An 18793-nucleotide genomic window follows, 5' to 3' on the forward strand; every position below is an offset into this window, starting at 1 on the left:
CGTAAGGTGCCGGTGCCGCAGGAGTTAGGCCGACGCCCGGGCCGGCAGGCGGCTCAGCCCGGCCACCAGGTCCGCGCTCCCGCCGCACAGCGCAATCCGGATCCAGCCTTCTCCGATGGAACCGAAGGCCGTCCCCGGTGCTACGGCAACCCCTTCCTCCGCCAGGAATTTCCGGGACCAGTCACGCACATTGCCCTCCGCTGCATGGGACAGGTCCGCCCAGAGGTAAAAGGCGCCCTGCGCCTTCAGGTACGGAATGCCTTTGGCATCCAGGACGGCCGACGCCGCATCCCGGTTGGTGCGGTAATGGGCGGCCGCTGCGCTGACGTAGTCCTGCGGACCGGTGAGCGCGGCCAGCGCCGCGTACTGCGAGGGCGACGCCACGCACGAGACGATCGACTCCATGACCGTGCTCATCCGGGTTTCCAGGCCTGCCGGGGTGATCAGGGCGCCGATGCGCAGCCCGGTCAAACCGTACGTCTTGGACAGCGTGAGGGAGACGATCACGCGCTCCCCGCCGTCGCCGTCGTATGCCAGCGGGCTCACATGCGGGACGTCGTAGGTGAACGCTTCGTAGCATTCATCGGAAATGATCCACAGGTCCCGGCGCCGCGCGAGCTCCACGAGGTCCCGGACCAGATCGGTGCTGAAGACCGCACCCAGGGGATTGGAGGGCGAATTCAGGAGCAGCACCCGGGTGCGGTCGGTAATGAGCGCTTCAATGTCGGCGATGTGCGGCTGGAAGTCGTGCTCGGGGTACAGCGGATATTCCACCGGCTCGGCGTGGAGCAGCCGCGCCGTCATCGCGAACGTCGGATAGCCGGGATTGGGAATCAGGATCTCGTCTCCGGCATCCAGAAGCATGCTCATGGCCAGATGCAGGCCCTGCTGCGCGCCGGCCGTGACGAAAGCCCTGCCGGGGGATACCTCAAGCCCGTTCTGCCGGCCGGTGCGCTCAGCGAAGGCGGCGCGCAGCGGGGCAATGCCGGCATTGGGGGTGTAGCCGGTTTCATCCCGGCCCAGCGTGGCCTGCGCGGCTTCCAGGATGTGAGGCGGGGTGGGAAAGCCCGGCTCGCCGATGCTGAGCACAATCGAGTTGGGCTGCGCCCACGCAGCCTGGGTGATCTCACGGATCTGGTTGGCAGCGGCATTCCGGACGTGCGGCGAGAGCTCAGGCATACCCGCATGCTATCGCCGTCCCGGCAGGAGCCGCGAACGCTGCTGGCGGAGCCGGAAACGGCGGGCCCGCCGGCGGGGCCCGCCGCAGGTTGGCAGGGGAGGAGGACCGGGGCGCAGAGCCGCGGGGAACGCCGGCGTCAGGAACAGCGGGCCGGCGCCGCATATACTGAAAGGCGTGAATTCCGGGCAGGTCCGTTCAGGGCTGATTATTGTTGACAAGCCGCAGGGATGGACCAGCCACGATGTGGTTGGCCGCCTGCGGAAACTAGCGGGAACCCGAAAAGTGGGGCACGCGGGGACACTGGACCCGATGGCCACGGGAGTGCTGGTGGTCGGCATCAACAAAGCCACCCGGCTCCTGACCTACATTGTGGGCACGTCCAAGACCTACGAAGCCACCATCCGGCTCGGCCAGTCCACCGTCACCGACGACGCCGAGGGAGAGATCACGGCCGAGACCATCGCCGCGGCCGTGACGGATGAAGAGATCATGGCCGCGGTGGCAGAGCTGACCGGCGACATCCAGCAGGTTCCCAGCAGCGTCAGCGCCATCAAGGTCAACGGCGAACGGTCCTATGCGCGCGTACGCGCCGGGGGAGAGGTCAATCTCCCCGCCCGTCCCGTCACGGTCTCCCGCTTCGAGGTCCACGGCATCCGCCGGGAGGCCGGCGGCAAGCTGCGCGACATCGACGTCACCGTTGAATGCTCCTCCGGCACCTATATCCGCGCCCTGGCCCGGGACCTGGGAGCCGCACTCGGAGTGGGCGGGCACCTGACCGCGCTGCGGCGCACCTGCGTGGGCCCGTACAGCGTGGAGCAGGCGGCAACCCTGGAACAGCTGGCCGAGAACCTCTCGGTTTTGGAGCTCGACGACGCCGCCCGGGCCCTGTTTCCGGTCCGTGAGCTCAGTGCCGCGGAGGCAACGGATCTTTCCCACGGACGCCGGGTCCCGCCGTCGGCCACGGGCGTCCCCGAAGCCGACGCCGGCGCGCCCGTCGCTGCGTTTGCCCCCGGCGGGACGCTGGTTGCCCTGCTTGAAAACCGCGGCCCCGCGGGAGCGGAGTTTCCTGCCGCCTATGCCAAGGCCCTGCTGGTCTTCGCACCGGGAAACGAGGCCTAGGTGGTTGTTGATCCGATGTTCATCGTGGGCACCATCGTGTGCCTGGTGTCGGTTGTGCTCTGCTTCGGGGCGGCCATCCTGAAGCACGGCCCCAATGACCTCACCATCCTCTCTGTCGCCGCCGTGGAGCTGTTCCTGCTGGTCTACGCAGTCTTCGGCGTGATCCGCCAGCTGGGCGGGGAAGGCGTGGCGGGCGAAGTCTGGGAGTTCTGGGGCTACCTCTTCACCGCCGTGCTGATTCCGGTCGGCGCCATCTGGTGGTCGCTGATGGACCGCAGCCGCTGGAGCAACCTGGTCCTTGGTGCCGTCGGCATCACCGTGTTTGTCATGTTGTTCCGGATGGAACAAATCTGGGACGGAGCACCCCTCGCATGAAAATGAACAACCCCGAACACAATTCCCCCAACGGGCCGGCAGCAGCCGAGCCTGCCGGCCGCAACGCCGGCCCCGGCCGGCTGCTGGTAGCCGTCTACGCGGTCTTCGCGCTGGCGGCCACGGCCCGTGCGGGCTTCCAGATTGCCACCAAGTTTGACCACGCCCCGGTGGCCTACCTGCTGTCGGCGTTTGCCGCCGTGGTCTACATTGTGGCCACAGTGGGGCTGGCACGGTCCGGGCCCGGAGCCTACAAGGTGTCCGTTGCCGCAGTCAGCATCGAGATGCTCGGTGTGCTGGCTGTCGGAGTCTTCGGGCTGGTCAGCCCGGGAGCCCTTCCCGATGACACCGTGTGGTCCGGTTTCGGATCCGGCTACGGCTACGTGCCGCTGCTGCTCCCGGCCCTGGGGCTGTGGTGGCTGTACCGGCACCGCGGCGCTGCCAAAGACTCCTGACCCCAAACCGCCGTCTGCGATGCGCCCACGGGCGTTGTGCTGCGTGAGACGATGGCAGAAGAATGCATCACACACGGCAGGTTTTCGACTCCTTCAGGGGGAATCATGAGCAACCCGGCAGCAACACCCAGTGATCGCCACGGCGGATCCGGCCCGGCGCAGCCCGCCCAGCCCCCCACGGGACAGCCCTCTTCGCCGCCTGCGGATCAGACCTCCGCTTCGACCGGCGGGACCTCGGGCCGGAAGCCCTCCGTCCCGGCGTCCGGGCAGAGCGTTCGGCCAACGGAAAAGCTGCAGATTCCGCCGGCCGGCAAGCGAACCGGCACCGGTGACGGCCAGGGCGGGAAACAGCAGGCCAAGTCCAAGGCCAAGCCCTACAAGAGCAGCGATGACTGGGGTGTCTTCCGCGCCGTCGTCATCGGAGTGGGAATCCTGGTCGCCGCCGTCGGCATCTACTACCTCACCACCGGGACCGCCGGAGTTCCGGACACCGGAGGCGGAGAGGTCAACGCTTCCCTCGAGTCCCAGTTCCGGTTCTTCTCCGCCATGATGGTGGGCGTGGGTGCGGCGTTCATCGCCATTGCGGTGAAATTCCAGTGGGCCAACATGCTGTGGCTGGTCTGCCTCATGGTCTTCCTCGGCGGGATCGGCCGCGTGCTGTCCTGGGCCTTCAGCGGAACCCCGCACTACACCATGATCATCCTGATGATCCTGGAACTGGCCTTCCCGCCTGCCCTGCTGGTCTGGCACCGGTTCATTGCCAAGACCAGCGAGTTGAAGCGCGAATTCAGCGAGGGCTCCGCAGGCCGCGCGGACGGTGCAGCTGCAGGCGGCACGCAGGGCTGAGTCATTTCCGGCAGTATTTTCGGCAATAATGGTTAGGTCCGGTTTCCGCTCCGCGCTGTTGCCGGCCCCAACGCCGCGGCACCGCCGTGACCGAACCTGTCTTAAGGAGCCTGTGTGTACTACTGGAATGACCTGGCGGAGGTTCCTGCCGGCATCGGTCCGACAGTAGTCACGATCGGCAACTTCGACGGCGTTCACCTGGGGCACCAGCATGTGCTGGACCGCCTGGTCAAGGTGGCCCGCGAAAAGGACGCCGCCGCAGTGGCCATCTCCTTTGACCCCCATCCGGCCCAGGTGCACCGCCCCGAGGCGGCGCCGGAGCTCATCATGGGACCGCTGGACCGCCGCGAGGCCCTGGCCGCCACCGGCCTGGACGGGCTCCTCATGATGCACTACGACCTGCAGCTGGCGTCCCTGACGCCGGAGGAATTTGTCCGCCGGGTCTTTGTGGAGGGACTGCGCGTTTGCGCCGTCGTCATCGGGCATGACGTGCGCTTTGGCCGCGGCAATGCCGGTGACCTGGAGACGATGCGTGAACTGGGCAGCCGGCTGGGCTTTGAAGTGCAGGCCGTCGAGGACTTCGGCGCCCTGCCGGACGGCCCCGCCGCATCCGGGGGACGCCGCTGCTCCTCCACCTGGATCCGGGAAGCGCTGCGCAGCGGCGACGTGCGGACCGCGGCGCGCCTGCTCGGACGCACCCACCGGATGCGCGGCGAAGTGGTGCACGGCGCCGCCCGCGGCCGCGAACTGGGCTTCCCCACCGCCAACCTGGCACCCGAAGCAACCGGCCTGATCCCCGCCGACGGAATCTACGCCGGATGGCTCGTTGACGAAGCCGGCACCCGCTGGCCCGCAGCCGTCTCCGTGGGATCCAACCCGACCTTCGACGGCGTCAGCCGCCAGGTTGAAGCACACGTGATCGACCGCCCGCACGAGAAGATCAGCGACTTTGACCTCTACGGTCAGCACGTGGTGGTGGAGTTCGTGGAACGGCTGCGCGGCATGGTCGCCTATACCGGCCCCGAAGCCCTGATCGAGCAGATGCGCCTGGACGTGGCGCGCACCAGGGACGTCCTTTCGACAGATCACGGCGCGGACAGGTAAACTGGGTTCAAATTCGGCTGCGGTCCGTGGCGGCTGAATTTCTTTGCGTCATCCGGGGTTTTCTCCGGCAGGCGCAGGGATTCCCGGCAGCGAAGTGCTGATTCGGGCCTCACGGCACAACTCTAGGAGAGTTACATTGGCACTTGACCCCGTAGTCAAGCAGGAAATCATCAAGGAATACGCTCGGGCCGAAGGCGACACCGGTTCGCCCGAGGTGCAGGTTGCTGTGCTTTCGCGCCGCATCCTCGACCTGACGGAACACCTGAAGATGCACAAGCATGACCACCACACCCGCCGCGGCCTGATGGCCCTGGTTGGTCGCCGTCGTCGTATGCTTTCGTACCTGAAAGAGACGGACATCACCCGCTACCGTGCGCTCATCGAGCGCCTCGGCCTGCGCAAGTAGTCTTTGGAGAGGGCGGCCCTGCGTTCTCGCGGGAGCCGCCCTTTTTCAGGCGGACATGGACACCGGCTTTGACCGGAAGCGCACCCGCCGTTGAATGATCCAGGCACTACGCAGCAGCGCGGCACTCCGGCAGCAGCCGGGAGCCGCACCGCTGTACCGGCAGGACCAGTAACACAGCAGTACCAAGCAAAACATCAATAGGAGTCAGCCAGCATCGCAGCATTCGCGGTCCTCGGTAGTGGTCTCCGGGAGTTTGTGCCCGTGGACCTCGATCGAAGACCGGGTGTTGAACCGAACCGCCTCCGCGCGGTTACGCGTTTATTGGGACGATGCTGGATGCCTCCGCCAACGAAGAAACGGAGGTGACTCTCTATGGAGGGTCCCGAAATTCAGTTCGCAGAAGCCGTTATTGACAACGGCAAGTACGGCCAGCGCGTCATCCGCTTCGAAACCGGCCGTCTGGCCCAGCAGGCTGCAGGCGCAGCCACTGTCTACATCGACGATGACACCGTCCTGCTGTCGGCCACGTCCGCCGGCAAGTCCCCGCGTGAAGGCTTCGACTTCTTCCCGCTGACCGTGGACGTCGAGGAGCGCATGTACGCTGCCGGCCGCATCCCGGGCTCGTTCTTCCGCCGCGAAGGCCGCCCGTCCACCGAAGCCATCCTGGCCTGCCGCCTGATGGACCGCCCGCTGCGCCCCGCCTTCGTCAAGGGCCTGCGCAACGAGGTCCAGATTGTGGTCACCGTCCTGGCGATCAACCCCGACGTGCTCTACGACGTCGTGGCGATCAACGCTTCGTCCATGTCAACCCAGCTGAGCGGCCTGCCGTTCTCCGGCCCGATCGGCGGCGTCCGCGTTGCCCTGATCGACGGCCAGTGGGTTGCCTTCCCGAAGCACTCCGAACTGGAGCGCGCCGTGTTCTCCATGGTGGTTGCCGGCCGCATTGCCGGTGACGACGTCGCCATCATGATGGTTGAAGCCGAAGCCACCGACGCCGCCTGGAACCTCATCAAGGAAGAGGGCGCCACCGCCCCGACCGAAGAGGTTGTTGCAGAAGGCCTCGAAGCGGCCAAGCCGTTCATTAAGGCCCTGTGCGAGGCACAGGCGGACCTGGCAGCACGCGCCGCCAAGCCCACCGTCGAGTTCCCGATCTTCCTGGACTACCAGGACGACGTCTACGAAGCCGTGGAAGCCGCAGCCGCTGAAAAGCTGGCCAAGGTCTTCTCGATCGCTGACAAGCAGGAGCGCGACATCGCCGCCGACGAACTCAAGGACGAAGTTGTTGCTTCGCTCTCCGAGAAGTTCGAAGGCCGCGAGAAGGAAATCTCCGCAGCTTTCCGTTCGGTCACCAAGCAGGTTGTGCGCCAGCGCATCCTGAAGGACCAGATCCGCATCGACGGCCGCGGCCTGACGGATATCCGCCAGCTGACCGCCGAGGTTGAGGTTCTGCCCCGCGTGCACGGTTCAGCCATCTTCGAGCGCGGCGAAACCCAGATCCTGGGCGTCACCACGCTGAACATGCTGAAGATGGAACAGCAGATCGATTCGCTGTCGCCGGTAACGCGCAAGCGCTACATGCACAACTACAACTTCCCGCCGTACTCCACCGGTGAAACCGGCCGCGTGGGTTCGCCCAAGCGCCGTGAAATCGGCCACGGTGCCCTGGCAGAGCGCGCGCTCATGCCGGTGCTGCCGACGCGTGAAGAATTCCCGTACGCCATCCGCCAGGTCTCCGAAGCCCTGAGCTCCAACGGTTCCACCTCCATGGGTTCGGTCTGCGCCTCCACGCTGTCCATGCTCAACGCCGGTGTTCCGCTGCGCGCTCCGGTTGCCGGCATCGCCATGGGCCTGGTTTCCGACCAGGTTGACGGCGAAACCCGCTACGCCGCCCTGACCGATATCCTCGGCGCCGAAGATGCCTTCGGCGACATGGACTTCAAGGTTGCCGGTACCGCCGAGTTCGTCACGGCCATCCAGCTGGACACCAAGCTCGACGGCATCCCCGCTTCCGTGCTGGCAGCAGCGCTGAAGCAGGCCCGCGAGGCACGCCTGCACATCCTCGGTGTCATGGACGCCGCGATCGATACCCCGGACGAGCTTTCCGAGTTCGCGCCGCGCATCATCTCGGTGAAGATCCCCGTGGATAAGATCGGCGAGGTCATTGGCCCGAAGGGCAAGATGATCAACCAGATTCAGGAAGACACCGGCGCTGACATCTCCATTGAAGATGACGGCACGGTCCTGATCGGTGCAACCGACGGCGGTTCCGCCGAGGCTGCCCGCGCGGCGATCAACGCGATCGCCAACCCGCAGGTCCCCGAGATCGGCGAGCGTTACCTCGGTACGGTAGTAAAGACCACCACTTTCGGTGCCTTTGTTTCCCTGACCCCGGGCAAGGACGGCCTGCTGCACATCTCCGAGCTGCGCAAGCTCGCCGGCGGCAAGCGCGTTGACAACGTCGACGAGGTTGTCTCCGTGGGCCAGAAGATCCAGGTGGAAATCACCAAGATCGATGACCGCGGCAAGCTCTCCCTCTCCCCGGTTGTTGCTGAAGAAGCCGAAGGCGAAGCAGCAGAAACCGAGTCCGCAGAGTAAATGTCACATATTGCTGACGGAACCGTCCCCGACGCCGGACATGCTCCGGCGTCGGGGACGGTTGTCCGCCTTCCGCTGACCATTCTTCCCGGCGACCCGTCCCTCGTGATGGGAACTCCGGGAGGCGCCGTCGTGCGCCGTTCCGTCCTTCCGGGCGGAGTGCGCGTGCTGACCGAAGCGATGCCCGGCCAGCGGAGCGCGACCATCGGCTTTTGGGTTGGTGTCGGCTCGCGGGACGAAGCCGCGGGCCGGCACGGCTCCACACACTTCCTTGAGCACCTGCTGTTCAAGGGCACCACGCGCCGTTCCGCGCTGGACATCGCTCTGGCCTTTGACGAGGTCGGCGGGGAATCCAACGCAGCAACGGCCAAGGAAAGCACCTGCTACTACGCACGGGTGCTGGACACCGATCTGCCGATGGCCATCGACGTCATCACCGACATGATCACCTCCGCAGTCCTGGACCCGGAGGAGCTGGAACAGGAACGCGACGTCATCCTGGAAGAAATTGCCATGGATGCCGATGATCCCGCGGACCTGTGCCACGAGAAGTTCGCCGAAGCAGTCCTGGGCGACCACGCCCTGGGGCGTCCGATCGGGGGCACTCCCGAAGCGATCATGAGCGTGCCGCGCGAAGCGGTGCTGGAGCACTACCGCCGCTACTACCGGCCCACCGAACTGGTGGTCACCGCTGCCGGCGGGCTGGAGCACGACGAGGTCTGCGCCCTGGTGCTCGACGCTTTGAAGAAGGCCGGCTGGGACCTTTCCGAGGATGCTTCGCCTGCCCCGCGCCGCAGCACCGAGCCCGCGGTCATCACCGGCACCGCCGGAGTCCAGGTCATCAACCGGCCGGTGGAGCAGGCCAACGTGGTCATGGGCTGCCCGTCGCTGACGGCCACCGATGACCGCCGGTTCGCCATGAGCGTCCTGAACACCATCCTGGGCGGCGGCATGTCTTCGCGCCTGTTCCAGGAGATCCGCGAAAAGCGCGGACTGGTCTACTCCACGTATTCCTTCTCCGCGTCCTACGCCGATGCCGGTTACTTCGGCATGTACGCCGGCTGCTCACCGGCAAAAACCCGCCAGGTCATCGACCTGATGGGTTCGGAACTGGAGCGCCTGGCAGCCGACGGCGTGGACGAGGCCGAACTGAAGAAGGCCCGCGGGCAGATCGCCGGCGGCATGGTCATGGCGCTGGAAGACTCCAGCTCGCGCATGTCCCGTCTGGGCCGCGCGGAACTCGTCAGCGGGGAATTCATCGATATTGATGAGTCCCTGGCCCGCATCGGTGCCGTCACGGCCGAGGAAGTTCAGGCGCTGGCCGCCGAGCTGGCCGCCGCCCCGCGGACCATCACGATTGTGGGACCGTTCAAGTCTGCGGCGGAACTGGGCTTCTAACTTCCGATATTCACCTCCCGTCCCGCTCCGCGAGATGTCAGAAAGTGCGCTTCCCAGCCTTGGGAAGCGCACTTTCTGACATCTCGGGTGGTTTAACTCGGGTGGTTTAGGGGTGGGGAGGTTAGCCGCCGGCGAAGGGCGGGAGGATGTCCACCGTGTCGCCGGAATCCAGGGCCATCGACCGGTCACGGGCCGCGTAGCCGTTGACCAGAAAGGTGCTGCGGGAGATGACGCTCTTGAGCGGGGGAGTGTCCGCCGGTGCCTTGGGGTGGCGGGCGCCCAGGAATTCCAGCAGGTCGTTCAGGGATGCACCGGCAGGTACGCCGCCGGGATAGTCGGCGGAGAGGATCTCCTCCTCCACCCCCGAGGCAGCCTTTGCGGCACCAAAGTATCGAATCAGCATTCAGCCGCCTATCGCGCTCATGGTCCGGTCCGGCTGCACGTAGTCAGCGTCGCCGAGACCCGTATGGTCCATTCCGTGTGCCTTGGGTTTGCCCCACATGGCGTCCTGCCACCGGGCCGCCACCTCGGCGTCGCCGACTTCCGGCGAGCGCAGCAGTTGGCGCAGGTCGGTTTCCTCATGCGAAAACAGGCAGCTGCGCACGCTGCCCTCGGCCGTGATCCGGGTCCGCCGGCAGTCGGCGCAGAACGGTTCGGTGACCGAGGCGATGATGCCCACGGTTCCGGCCACGGTCCCGGGGGCGGTGCGGCGCCTGACTTCCCAGCGTTCGGCCGGAGCGCCGTCGCGCCCCCGCGGATCCGGGGTGAGGATGAAGTCGCGCTCCAGGCGGCTGCGGATTTCCGCGGCGGTAATCATGCCCTCCCGGGTCCAGCCGTGGTCCGCGTCCAGGGGCATCTGCTCGATGAAGCGCAGCTCGAAACCGCGGCTGACCGCCCACTCCAGCAGGTCCGGGGATTCGACGTCGTTGATCCCGCGCATCAGCACGGCGTTGATCTTGATGAGCCCCAGCCCCACCCGCGACGCTTCCTCGACGCCGGCCAGGACCCGGCCCAGGAACGGGCGGCGGGTCAGCTGGGCGAAGGTATCCGGATGCAGGGAGTCCAGGGAGACGTTGATCCGGCTCAGCCCGGCATCCTTGAGTGCCTGTGCCTTCTTGTCCAGCCCCAGTGCGTTGGTGGTCAGCGAAATCGGCAGCTCCGGATGGTTGGCGCGGATCCCGGCCACAATATCCACCAGGTCGGCCCGCACCAGCGGTTCGCCGCCGGTCAGCCGCAGTTCCCGGACGCCGAGCGTGTCCACGCCGATTCCCACCAGCCGGATAATCTCGGCGGCGGTCAGGACCTTGTCCTTCGCCAGCCAGTCCAGTCCCTCTGCAGGCATGCAGTAAGTGCAGCGCAGGTTGCACTTGTCCGTGAGCGAGAGCCGCATGTCGGTGGCGCGCCGGCCGTAGCGGTCCAGCAGGCCGTCGGCGGTCCGGACCCCGGCAGCCGCAGCCGCTCCGGCCGCTGCCCGCGGTTCGGCTGCGGGGGTTTCGACGGGCGCGCAGCCCGCCGCAGGGGCACCCGACGCGGGTGTGGTGGACGGTTCGCCGGTCAGCGGCGCGCCGATGGACGGCATTCCCAGCTGGATTCCCATGGGTCGAGGCTACGCCCTTTCGCGGTTAGGCTCTATCAATGCGTTTTATCCGTCGGCGTCAGCACATCATCGCTCTGTCCGCCGTCCTGCTTGCCGGAACCGCCGGCTGTTCCGGTCCTTCACCCGGAGGCTCCGCCGGGACGCCGGAAAGCCCTGTCGTTACCGTATTCGCAGCCGCGTCGCTTACGGATGTGATGACGGCTATGAATGAAGCCTACGACGGCGGCGGCCGCCTGCGCACCAACCTCGGCTCCAGCGCCCAGCTCTCAGGCCAACTTCTCGCCGGTGCCCCGGCCGACGTCGTCATTGCCGCGGACCTGGAGGCGCTGGATGGGGTCCGGGCCGAGGGACTGATCGAGCGGGAGCAGGCGGTGGCCGGCAACACGACCGTCCTGGCACTGGCTCCGGGGAACCCCGCGGGCGTCACCTCGCTGTCCGACCTGTCCGATCTGTCCGGAGGAGCGGCCCGGACAGCCGTATGCGCGCCGTCGGTTCCCTGCGGCCGTTCCGCGGAGCGGGTCCTCGGTGCCGCGGGCGTGGAGCTGTCGGGTGAGAGCCGCGAGGACAGTGTGCGGTCGGTCCTGACCAAGGTGGCGAGCGGCCAGGCCGACGCCGGGCTGGTGTACCAAACCGATGCGCTCTCGGCTGCGAACCAAGGGGTGACGTATCTTGAAGTGAATGATCCCGAACCCAACCAGTACCCCGCGGCCCTGACCGCGGAGGGAGCAGAGCATGAGGCAGCTGTCCGATTCTACGAGTGGCTTGCAGGGGAGGAAGCCGCCGGCATCCTCCGTGAGGCAGGCTTCCGGCCGCCCGGTGCCTGATGCGGTGAAAGCACGATGGCGGGGGACCGGCGGGCTGCCCCGCCGCTCCGCTGCCTCCCGGGCGGTCGGCATGACCCGCGGAGCCCGGGCCACCACTCCCGGGTGGCTGTGGATTCCGGCGTCCCTGGCGCTGCTGTTCTGCGCAGGGCCGGTGGCGGCGCTTCTGCTGAATGTTCCCTTCGCTTCCCTCGGGTCGCTGCTCAGCGCGCCCGAGGCCCGCACCGCCCTGCTCCTGTCCGTGACCACCTCCGTGGGGTCAACGCTCATCTGCGTGGTGCTTGGGCTGCCCCTGGCCGTGCTCTTCAGCAAGCTGGCCGGGCCGTGGATGCAGGTGCTGCGCGGGATCCTGCTGATACCGCTGGTTCTCTCTCCCGTTGTTTCGGGCATCGCCCTGCTCTACTTCTGGGGGCGGCAGGGGCTGGCCGGCCGGTTCCTGGAATCCGCCGGTCTGGGAGTGGGGTACTCGCCCGCCGCAGTGCTGATCGTCCAGGTATTTGTTTCCCTGCCTTTCTTTGTCGTGGCCTCCCTGAGCAGCCTGCGGGCTGTGGACCATGACCTGGAAATGGCTGCCGCCACCTCCGGCGCCGGTCCAACGGCGATCCTGCGCTACATCACCGTTCCGCTGGCCCTGCCCGGCATCATTGTGGGGGCGCTGCTGGCTTTCGCACGGTCGCTGGGTGAATACGGCGCCACCATCACGTTCGCCGGCAGCATCGAGGGCCGCACCCGGACCCTGCCGCTGCAGATCGAATTGAGCCTGAACTCCAACCAGCCTGAAATTGCGCTGGGAATCTGCCTGATCCTGATCTCGTTGTACCTGGTGCTGCTGGCAGTTGCCCGGCTGGGGGTTGGGCTGCTGGTGCCGCGCTGACTCCCGGCGCACCGGCAACACATCATGCAGCACCAACAGAAATGAGCCCCATGAACGGCACTGACCGGTTCCTTTCCCTGTGGTCGGCCGCGGCGGGACTGGCGGCGGCCGGGCTGGCTGTGGCCGCCGGGGAGCTCTCCGCAGCACTGCTGAGCCCGTCCCTGTCACCGGTGAGCGCGGTGGGATCGGTGGTCATCGACGCGATGCCGGCGCCGGTCAAGGACTGGGCGATCAGCCTGTTCGGCACCGCCGACAAAGCGGCGTTCCTCGTGGCCATGGCGGCCGTGATCGCGGTTTTCGCCGCCGCCGCCGGGATCCTGGAGCTGCGCCGGCCGCCGGCGGGCGCCGTCGTTGTGGCCTTGTTCGGAACTGCCGGGCTGGCTGCCGTACTGTCCCGCCCGCAGATGAGCGTGCTGTCCCTGCTGCCGCCGCTGCTGGCGGTGGCCGTGGGCGTTCCGGTGCTGCGGGCCTTCCTGGCCCGCATCCGCAGGTGGGGCGCCGCGGCCCCGGACGAAGCGGGCGCCCGGCGGCGGGACGTGCTGCTCGGGGTCGGCGGCGGAGCCGGCGTAGCCGTCGCGGCGGGCGCCCTGGCAGGCACCTCGCGGGCAGGGCAGATCACCACGGTTTCCCTGCGCGACGGCGTTGTCCTGCCCGCCCCGGTGACCCCTGCACCGCCCATCCCTGCCGGAGCGGAACTGGGCATCAGCGGACTGGACCCGGTGCTCACCCCCGCGGCCGAGTTCTACCGGATCGACACCGCGCTGAGCGTGCCGCTGGTCAACTCGGAGCAGTGGAGCCTGGCGGTGACGGGCATGGTGGACCGCGAGGTTGAAATCAGCTTCGCCGAACTGCTGGCCAAGCCCCTGCAAGAAAGCTACGTGACGCTGGCCTGCGTCTCCAACGAGGTGGGCGGAAGCCTGATCGGCAACGCCAAATGGCTGGGCTGGCCGGTGCGGAACCTCCTGGCAGCCGCCGGAGTCCGGGAGGGCGCCGACATGGTGCTGTCCACCAGCCGCGACGGCTGGACGGCCTCCACCCCGCTCGAAGCACTGACCGATTCTCGTGACGCGCTGCTCGCCGTGGGAATGAACGGCGAGCCGCTGCCGCTGGAACACGGGTTTCCGGTGCGGCTGGTGGTGCCGGGGCTGTACGGCTATGTTTCGGCTACCAAGTGGGTCACCGAGCTGAAAGTGACCCGGTTCAGCGATGAAACGGCCTACTGGACCGAGCGGGGCTGGACCGAACGAGGGCCCGTCAAGCTCTCCTCCCGCATCGACACCCCCTCCGACCGCGCGTCGGTGGAGCCCGGCGCCGTGACCGTTGCCGGCATGGCCTGGGCGCAGCACACCGGCATCCGCGGGGTGCAGGTAAGGGTCGACGACGGCCGCTGGCAGGATGCGGAGCTGGCTTCCGGCATCTCGGTGGACACCTGGGTGCAGTGGTCCGCGGTCCTGGACCTGGGCTCCGGGGACCACGTTGTCACCGTGCGCGCCCTGGACGCGGCCGGAGCAGAGCAGGACGAGGACGTGCGGCCCGTGGTCCCCGACGGCGCCACCGGCCTGCACACCATTCGCCTGGCCGTCAGGTGATCCCGCAGCAGGCCCGGCTCCCGGAACCGGTGCCTTCGGCTGCAGCACGGCCGCAGCCGAAGGGATGGGCTAGGCTCGGTTTGTGACGATCACCGCTCTGGAAGGCACTGTCAATTTCCGCGACACCGGCGGGCTGCCGCTGGCCGGAGGAGGCCGAAGCGCCCCCGGAGTCCTCTACCGGTCCGATGCCCTCAGCGGGCTGACTCCCCGCGGGCTGGCAAGCCTGGCCGAGTCGGAAATCGAGGTGATCATCGATCTGCGGACACCTGCCGAGCAGCGCATGGCACCGGACCGGCTGCCCGCGGCCCGCTCCTTCACCCGGGTGGACCTGCCGCTGTTTGAGGGCGCCTTCACCGGAGCAGCCCAGGAAGGGATGCAGCGCGCCCGCCAGTCCGGCGACCCGGAAGCCGCCGCCCGGGCGGTGCAGGCCGCCGTGGCACAGCTGCCGACGCTGGGCGGCCTTTACACCGGGATGCTGCAGGACGCCGGCACCGTGTTTGCCGAGACAGCCCGCCGGGTGGCGGGCACCGGGGAAGGTTCCGCGACGCTGGTGCACTGCACGGCGGGGAAGGACCGCACCGGCGTGGCAGTGGCGCTGATCCTGAGCGCCGTCGGTGTGGAACCGGAAGCGGTGGTGGCCGACTACCGGCAGAGCGAGGCCAACCTTGCGGGGGAGTGGGCCGACCGGATGCTCGGGATGATCAAGGACCTGGGCGTTCCCCTGACGGAGGACGTGGCGGCGTTGGTGACCGGCGCGCCTGCCGGTGCCATCACACAGGCACTGGCGTGGGTGAGCGAAGAACACGGGGGTGCGGCGGAGTACCTGCGCTCCGGAGGCCTGACGGACGACGAGCTGGCCACGCTGCACCGCCGGCTGCGGAGCCGGCAGTGACGCGGACGGTGGAAGAACACCGGGACGCGGTGTTCCGGCTCCTTAAATCCGGCCTGGCTGCAGCACCGGAGCGCTCCGAGACTTTGCAGCTGGCGGCGGCAGCAGGCAGGGTGCTGGCCGCGGACGTGCACGCACCGGGAAGTCTCCCTCCCTTCGACAATTCCCAGATGGACGGTTATGCGGTCCGTACGGCCGACCTCGGGTCCGCCCCGGGAAACGCCCTGCCGCTGCGCGTGAGTGAGCCGATTCCCGCAGGCATTGCTGCTCCCGCCCTGGCTCCGGGAGCTGCCGCTCCGATTATGACCGGTGCCATGCTGCCGGCCGGAGCCGACGCCGTCGTACCCATCGAACGTGCCGTGCCCAACGCGTTTTTTCCGGACCGGGAGCGCCCCGGGGCCACGGTGAGCTTTCCCGCCGGTGCCGCCGCCGGAGACTTTATCCGCACTGCAGGCAGCGACATCCGCGCCGGGGCCCTGGCCCTGCCGGCCGGCACCCGCCTGGGCGCACTGCAGCTGGGCCTGCTGGCTGCGCTGGGCATACCCGCAGTGCCGGTCCGTGCCCGGTTCCGGGTGCTGCTGCTCAGCACCGGCGACGAGGTGGTGGAACCGGGGCAGGAACTGGCCCCCGGGCAGATCCATGACGCCAACTCCACGCTGCTGGCCGTCAGCCTGCAGGAGGCCGGTGCCGAGGTGGTTCGGACCCGCATCCTGGCGGACTCACCGGAACGCTTTCTGGCCCAGCTCCGCGAAGACCTGGCCCGCCACCGGGTCGATCTGGTGCTCACCTCCGGCGGTATCAGCATGGGGGCCTACGAAGTGGTCCGGCTGGCCCTGGCCGCCGAGGGCGTGCAGTTCCTTCCGGTTGCCATGCAGCCCGGCGGGCCGCAGGCAATCGGATCCCTTGACGGCGTTCCCTTTCTCGGTTTTCCCGGCAACCCGGTCAGCTCCGTGGTTTCCTTCGAGGTGTTCCTGCGTCCGGCGCTGGGCACCCTGACCGGTTCCCCCGCGCCCCGCCCGGAGCTGCCGGCGCTCCTGACCGAGGAAGCGAGCAGCCCCGCAGCCAAGCACCAGGTGCGGCGGGGCCGCTACACAGCCCCCGCCGAGCCGGGCACGGCTGGCCGGGTGGAGCTGATCGGCGGGCCGAGCTCACACCTGGTGCACGCCCTGGCCTCCTCCAACGCCCTGGTCCACCTCCCCGCCGGGGTTCAGACGCTGCCGGCCGGCACGGAAGTGACAGTATGGCTGTTGAACTAACCGCATTGCTCAAAAGGAGTTCTTTCATGACCGGAGTTTTTTCATGACCGGCACCGACGGGCAGCAGCCCGGGCTCACCCACGTCCGTGAAGACGGCTCCGCGCACATGGTGGATGTCTCCGCCAAGACCGAAACCACGCGCGTCGCCACCGCCCAGGCACGGCTGCGGACCACCGCCGACGTCGTGAAGCTTCTCTCCGGGGGCGGCCTGCCCAAGGGGGACGCTTTGGCCGTCTCCCGTGTCGCCGGGATCATGGGGGCCAAGCAGACCTCCACCCTGATTCCGCTGTGCCACCCGCTGCCGCTGACCAAGGTAACCGTGGACTTTGAACCCGGGGACACCGACGTCGTCATCCTGGCCACCGTGAAAACCAAGGCAGTGACCGGTGTGGAGATGGAAGCCCTGACCGCGGCGTCCGTGGCTGCGCTGACCCTGTACGACATGATCAAAGCCGTGGACAAGCACGCGTCCATCACCGACATCCAGGTCCTCGCCAAATCCGGCGGCAAGAGCGGAGACTGGACACTGTGACTGAGAAGCCGCCGGCCCCGCACCAGCATCCCCGCCGTACTGCGGCCGTCCTGATTGCCTCCACCCGGGCAGCCCGGGGCGAGTACGAGGACGAGTGCGGGCCCTTGGCCTCGGACTGGCTCTACGCGCTGGGCTTCGACGTCGTGCTCGCCGAAGTGGTGCCCGACGGCGACGGCGTGGGGGAGTCGCTGCGTCGCATGCTCGCGCTTGAACCGGCGGTGATCCTCACCAGCGGCGGCACCGGGCTGAGTCCCGATGACTGCACGCCGGAGCAGACGCTGCCGCTGCTGGAACGTGAAGTTCCGGGAGTTATGGAAGCCCTGCGCGCAGACGGCCGCACCAAAACGCCGATGGCCGCCATCAGCCGCGGCCATGCGGGCACTGCAGGGCGGACGTTCGTCGTGAACCTTCCGGGTTCGCCCGGGGCGGTCGCGGACGGGCTCGCGGTGCTGGAACCGATAATTGGGCACATCTGCGGACAGCTGGAGGGACACCATGGACACTGAGCATGCAGGACCGGGCACAGCACCCGGCGGGGCCGCCTCCGTTGCCTCCGAAGTCGTGAATGCGACGGTCTCTGACCTGCCGCTGAACGCCGAGCACGCGCACAACGCGGCCTGGTCGCCGGAGTGCGGCGCGGTGGTCGGGTTCAGCGGGATTGTCCGCAACCACGACGGCGGCCGCGGTGTCGCCAGCCTCTCCTACAGCGCCCACCCCTCCGCCGAGCGGGTCATTGCCGACGTCGCGGCCGAGATTGCCGCAGCGCATGACGGCGTGCGGATCTGGGTCGGCCACCGCACCGGTCCGCTCGAGATCGGTGACGCCGCCCTGGTGGCCGCAGTGGGTGCTGCGCACCGCGGCGTCGCCTTCGCGGCCTGTTCCGAACTGGTGGACACGGTCAAGGCGCGGGTACCCATCTGGAAGGAACAGGGCTTCAGCGACGGGACGTCCGAGTGGGTGGGTGTCAGCGACGCCCCGCAGTGACCGGTAATCTGGGGGTATGACTGAGCAACTCGCCGTAGCGGTCCTCGGGGCCGGCGGCCGCATGGGATCCGAAGCCGTTAAAGCCGTCGAAGCGGCACCCGACCTGAAGCTGGTGGCCGCCCTCGGCCGCGGCGATTCGCTCGAAACACTTGTCTCCGCCGGTGCCCAATACGTGGTTGACCTGACCGTTCCCGACAGCAGTGAAGCAAACGTCCGCTTCGCCGTCGAGCACGGGATGCACGCCGTCGTCGGCACCACCGGATGGGACGCCGACCGGCTGGCCCGGCTCTCCGCCCTGCTGGAAGAACACCCCGGCACCGCGGTGCTGATCGCACCGAATTTTGCGCTGGGTTCGGTTCTGGCCTCGGCGTTTGCGGCGAAGGCCGCCCGGTATTTCGAGTCGGTGGAGGTTATTGAACTGCACCATCCGGACAAGATCGATGCGCCGTCGGGAACTGCCGTGCGCACCGCGCAGCTGATGGCCGAAGCCCGTGCGGAAGCGGGGGTGGCGCCCTCTCCGGACGCCACCGTCAAGGAAGTGCCCGGTGCCCGCGGCGCCGACATCGACGGCATCCGTGTCCACTCCGTCCGGCTGCGCGGGCTGGTGGCGCATCAGGAGGTGCTGCTGGGCGGCGCCGGCGAGCAGCTGACCATCCGCCACGATTCGTTTGACCGGGCATCCTTCATGCCCGGCGTCCTGCTGGGCCTGCGGGAAGCTGCTGCCCATCCGGGCCTGACCGTCGGACTCGACGGCTACCTCAACCTGAACGCCTAAG

The 18793-nt window shown here is 68.0% G+C and carries 20 protein-coding genes; 17 read left to right on the top strand and 3 right to left on the bottom strand.

The window, feature by feature from the left end; genetic code table 11:
* Positions 1-24: 24 nt before the first annotated feature.
* Positions 25-1179, bottom strand: coding sequence for a pyridoxal phosphate-dependent aminotransferase (locus M1D40_RS05625; protein WP_341393783.1), 1155 nt, complete (start codon positions 1177-1179; stop codon positions 25-27).
* 175 nt (positions 1180-1354) lie between these two features.
* On the opposite strand from M1D40_RS05625, the gene truB reads away from it, so the two are divergent.
* From truB to M1D40_RS05665, 8 genes are all read left to right on the top strand, one after another.
* Positions 1355-2299: a tRNA pseudouridine(55) synthase TruB gene (gene truB, locus M1D40_RS05630; RefSeq protein WP_461170494.1), complete on the top strand. Its 945-nt coding sequence runs from the start codon at positions 1355-1357 to the stop codon at positions 2297-2299.
* Positions 2300-2674: a hypothetical protein gene (locus tag M1D40_RS05635; protein WP_341393781.1), complete on the top strand. Its 375-nt coding sequence runs from the start codon at positions 2300-2302 to the stop codon at positions 2672-2674.
* 2 nt (positions 2675-2676) lie between these two features.
* The gene (locus M1D40_RS05640; protein WP_461171012.1) at positions 2677-3126 is read left to right on the top strand and encodes a hypothetical protein; all 450 of its coding nucleotides are present in this window, start codon (positions 2677-2679) and stop codon (positions 3124-3126) included.
* Positions 3127-3231: 105 nt separating this feature from the next.
* Positions 3232-3972: a DUF4345 family protein gene (locus M1D40_RS05645; protein WP_461170495.1), complete on the top strand. Its 741-nt coding sequence runs from the start codon at positions 3232-3234 to the stop codon at positions 3970-3972.
* Between the two features lie 114 nt (positions 3973-4086).
* Entirely contained in the window at positions 4087-5076 is a 990-nt protein-coding gene (locus M1D40_RS05650; RefSeq protein WP_461170496.1) for a bifunctional riboflavin kinase/FAD synthetase, read from the top strand.
* A gap of 136 nt (positions 5077-5212) precedes the next feature.
* A complete protein-coding gene (gene rpsO, locus M1D40_RS05655) occupies positions 5213-5482 on the top strand; it encodes a 30S ribosomal protein S15 (RefSeq protein ID WP_152221621.1) in 270 nt (89 codons plus the stop codon).
* 372 nt (positions 5483-5854) lie between these two features.
* Positions 5855-8077 carry a polyribonucleotide nucleotidyltransferase gene (locus M1D40_RS05660; RefSeq protein WP_341393778.1) on the top strand — a complete coding sequence of 741 codons (2223 nt, stop codon included), beginning with the start codon at positions 5855-5857 and terminating at the stop codon, positions 8075-8077.
* A complete protein-coding gene (locus M1D40_RS05665; RefSeq protein ID WP_461170497.1) occupies positions 8078-9475 on the top strand; it encodes a M16 family metallopeptidase in 1398 nt (465 codons plus the stop codon). It abuts the gene before it with no gap.
* A 121-nt stretch (positions 9476-9596) separates the two neighbouring features.
* Here M1D40_RS05665 and M1D40_RS05670 read toward each other — a convergent pair whose 3' ends face one another.
* Both M1D40_RS05670 and moaA read right to left on the bottom strand, forming a co-directional pair.
* Positions 9597-9878: a MoaD/ThiS family protein gene (locus M1D40_RS05670; protein ID WP_341393777.1), complete on the bottom strand. Its 282-nt coding sequence runs from the start codon at positions 9876-9878 to the stop codon at positions 9597-9599.
* Complete coding sequence (gene moaA / locus M1D40_RS05675; RefSeq protein ID WP_341393776.1) at positions 9879-11072, bottom strand: GTP 3',8-cyclase MoaA; 1194 nt, start codon at positions 11070-11072, stop codon at positions 9879-9881.
* 38 nt (positions 11073-11110) lie between these two features.
* Here moaA and modA point away from each other — a divergent pair, with 38 nt between their 5' ends.
* From modA to dapB, 9 genes are all read left to right on the top strand, one after another.
* A complete protein-coding gene (gene modA, locus M1D40_RS05680) occupies positions 11111-11896 on the top strand; it encodes a molybdate ABC transporter substrate-binding protein (protein WP_461170498.1) in 786 nt (261 codons plus the stop codon).
* A 70-nt stretch (positions 11897-11966) separates the two neighbouring features.
* Positions 11967-12767: a molybdate ABC transporter permease subunit gene (locus M1D40_RS05685; RefSeq protein ID WP_461170499.1), complete on the top strand. Its 801-nt coding sequence runs from the start codon at positions 11967-11969 to the stop codon at positions 12765-12767.
* 50 nt (positions 12768-12817) lie between these two features.
* Positions 12818-14356, top strand: a complete 1539-nt coding sequence (locus M1D40_RS05690; protein WP_461170500.1) for a molybdopterin-dependent oxidoreductase — start codon at positions 12818-12820, stop codon at positions 14354-14356.
* 82 nt (positions 14357-14438) lie between these two features.
* On the top strand, positions 14439-15248 hold the full coding sequence (locus M1D40_RS05695; RefSeq protein ID WP_461170501.1) for a tyrosine-protein phosphatase: 810 nt from the start codon (positions 14439-14441) through the stop codon (positions 15246-15248).
* Complete coding sequence (locus M1D40_RS05700) at positions 15245-16501, top strand: molybdopterin molybdotransferase MoeA (protein WP_461170502.1); 1257 nt, start codon at positions 15245-15247, stop codon at positions 16499-16501. Before M1D40_RS05695 ends, M1D40_RS05700 begins: the two co-directional genes overlap by 4 nt.
* Before the next feature lie 43 nt (positions 16502-16544).
* Positions 16545-17033, top strand: a complete 489-nt coding sequence (gene moaC / locus M1D40_RS05705; RefSeq protein ID WP_341393770.1) for a cyclic pyranopterin monophosphate synthase MoaC — start codon at positions 16545-16547, stop codon at positions 17031-17033.
* Complete coding sequence (locus M1D40_RS05710; protein WP_445818880.1) at positions 17030-17539, top strand: MogA/MoaB family molybdenum cofactor biosynthesis protein; 510 nt, start codon at positions 17030-17032, stop codon at positions 17537-17539. Before moaC ends, M1D40_RS05710 begins: the two co-directional genes overlap by 4 nt.
* Complete coding sequence (locus M1D40_RS05715; RefSeq protein WP_461170503.1) at positions 17529-18017, top strand: molybdenum cofactor biosynthesis protein MoaE; 489 nt, start codon at positions 17529-17531, stop codon at positions 18015-18017. The genes M1D40_RS05710 and M1D40_RS05715 overlap by 11 nt, the downstream gene beginning before the upstream one ends.
* A gap of 16 nt (positions 18018-18033) precedes the next feature.
* The gene (gene dapB / locus M1D40_RS05720; protein ID WP_341393768.1) at positions 18034-18792 is read left to right on the top strand and encodes a 4-hydroxy-tetrahydrodipicolinate reductase; all 759 of its coding nucleotides are present in this window, start codon (positions 18034-18036) and stop codon (positions 18790-18792) included.
* The last annotated feature ends 1 nt before the right edge of the window (position 18793 follow it).

The sequence above is a fragment of the Arthrobacter sp. Z1-15 genome, from assembly GCF_054792395.1.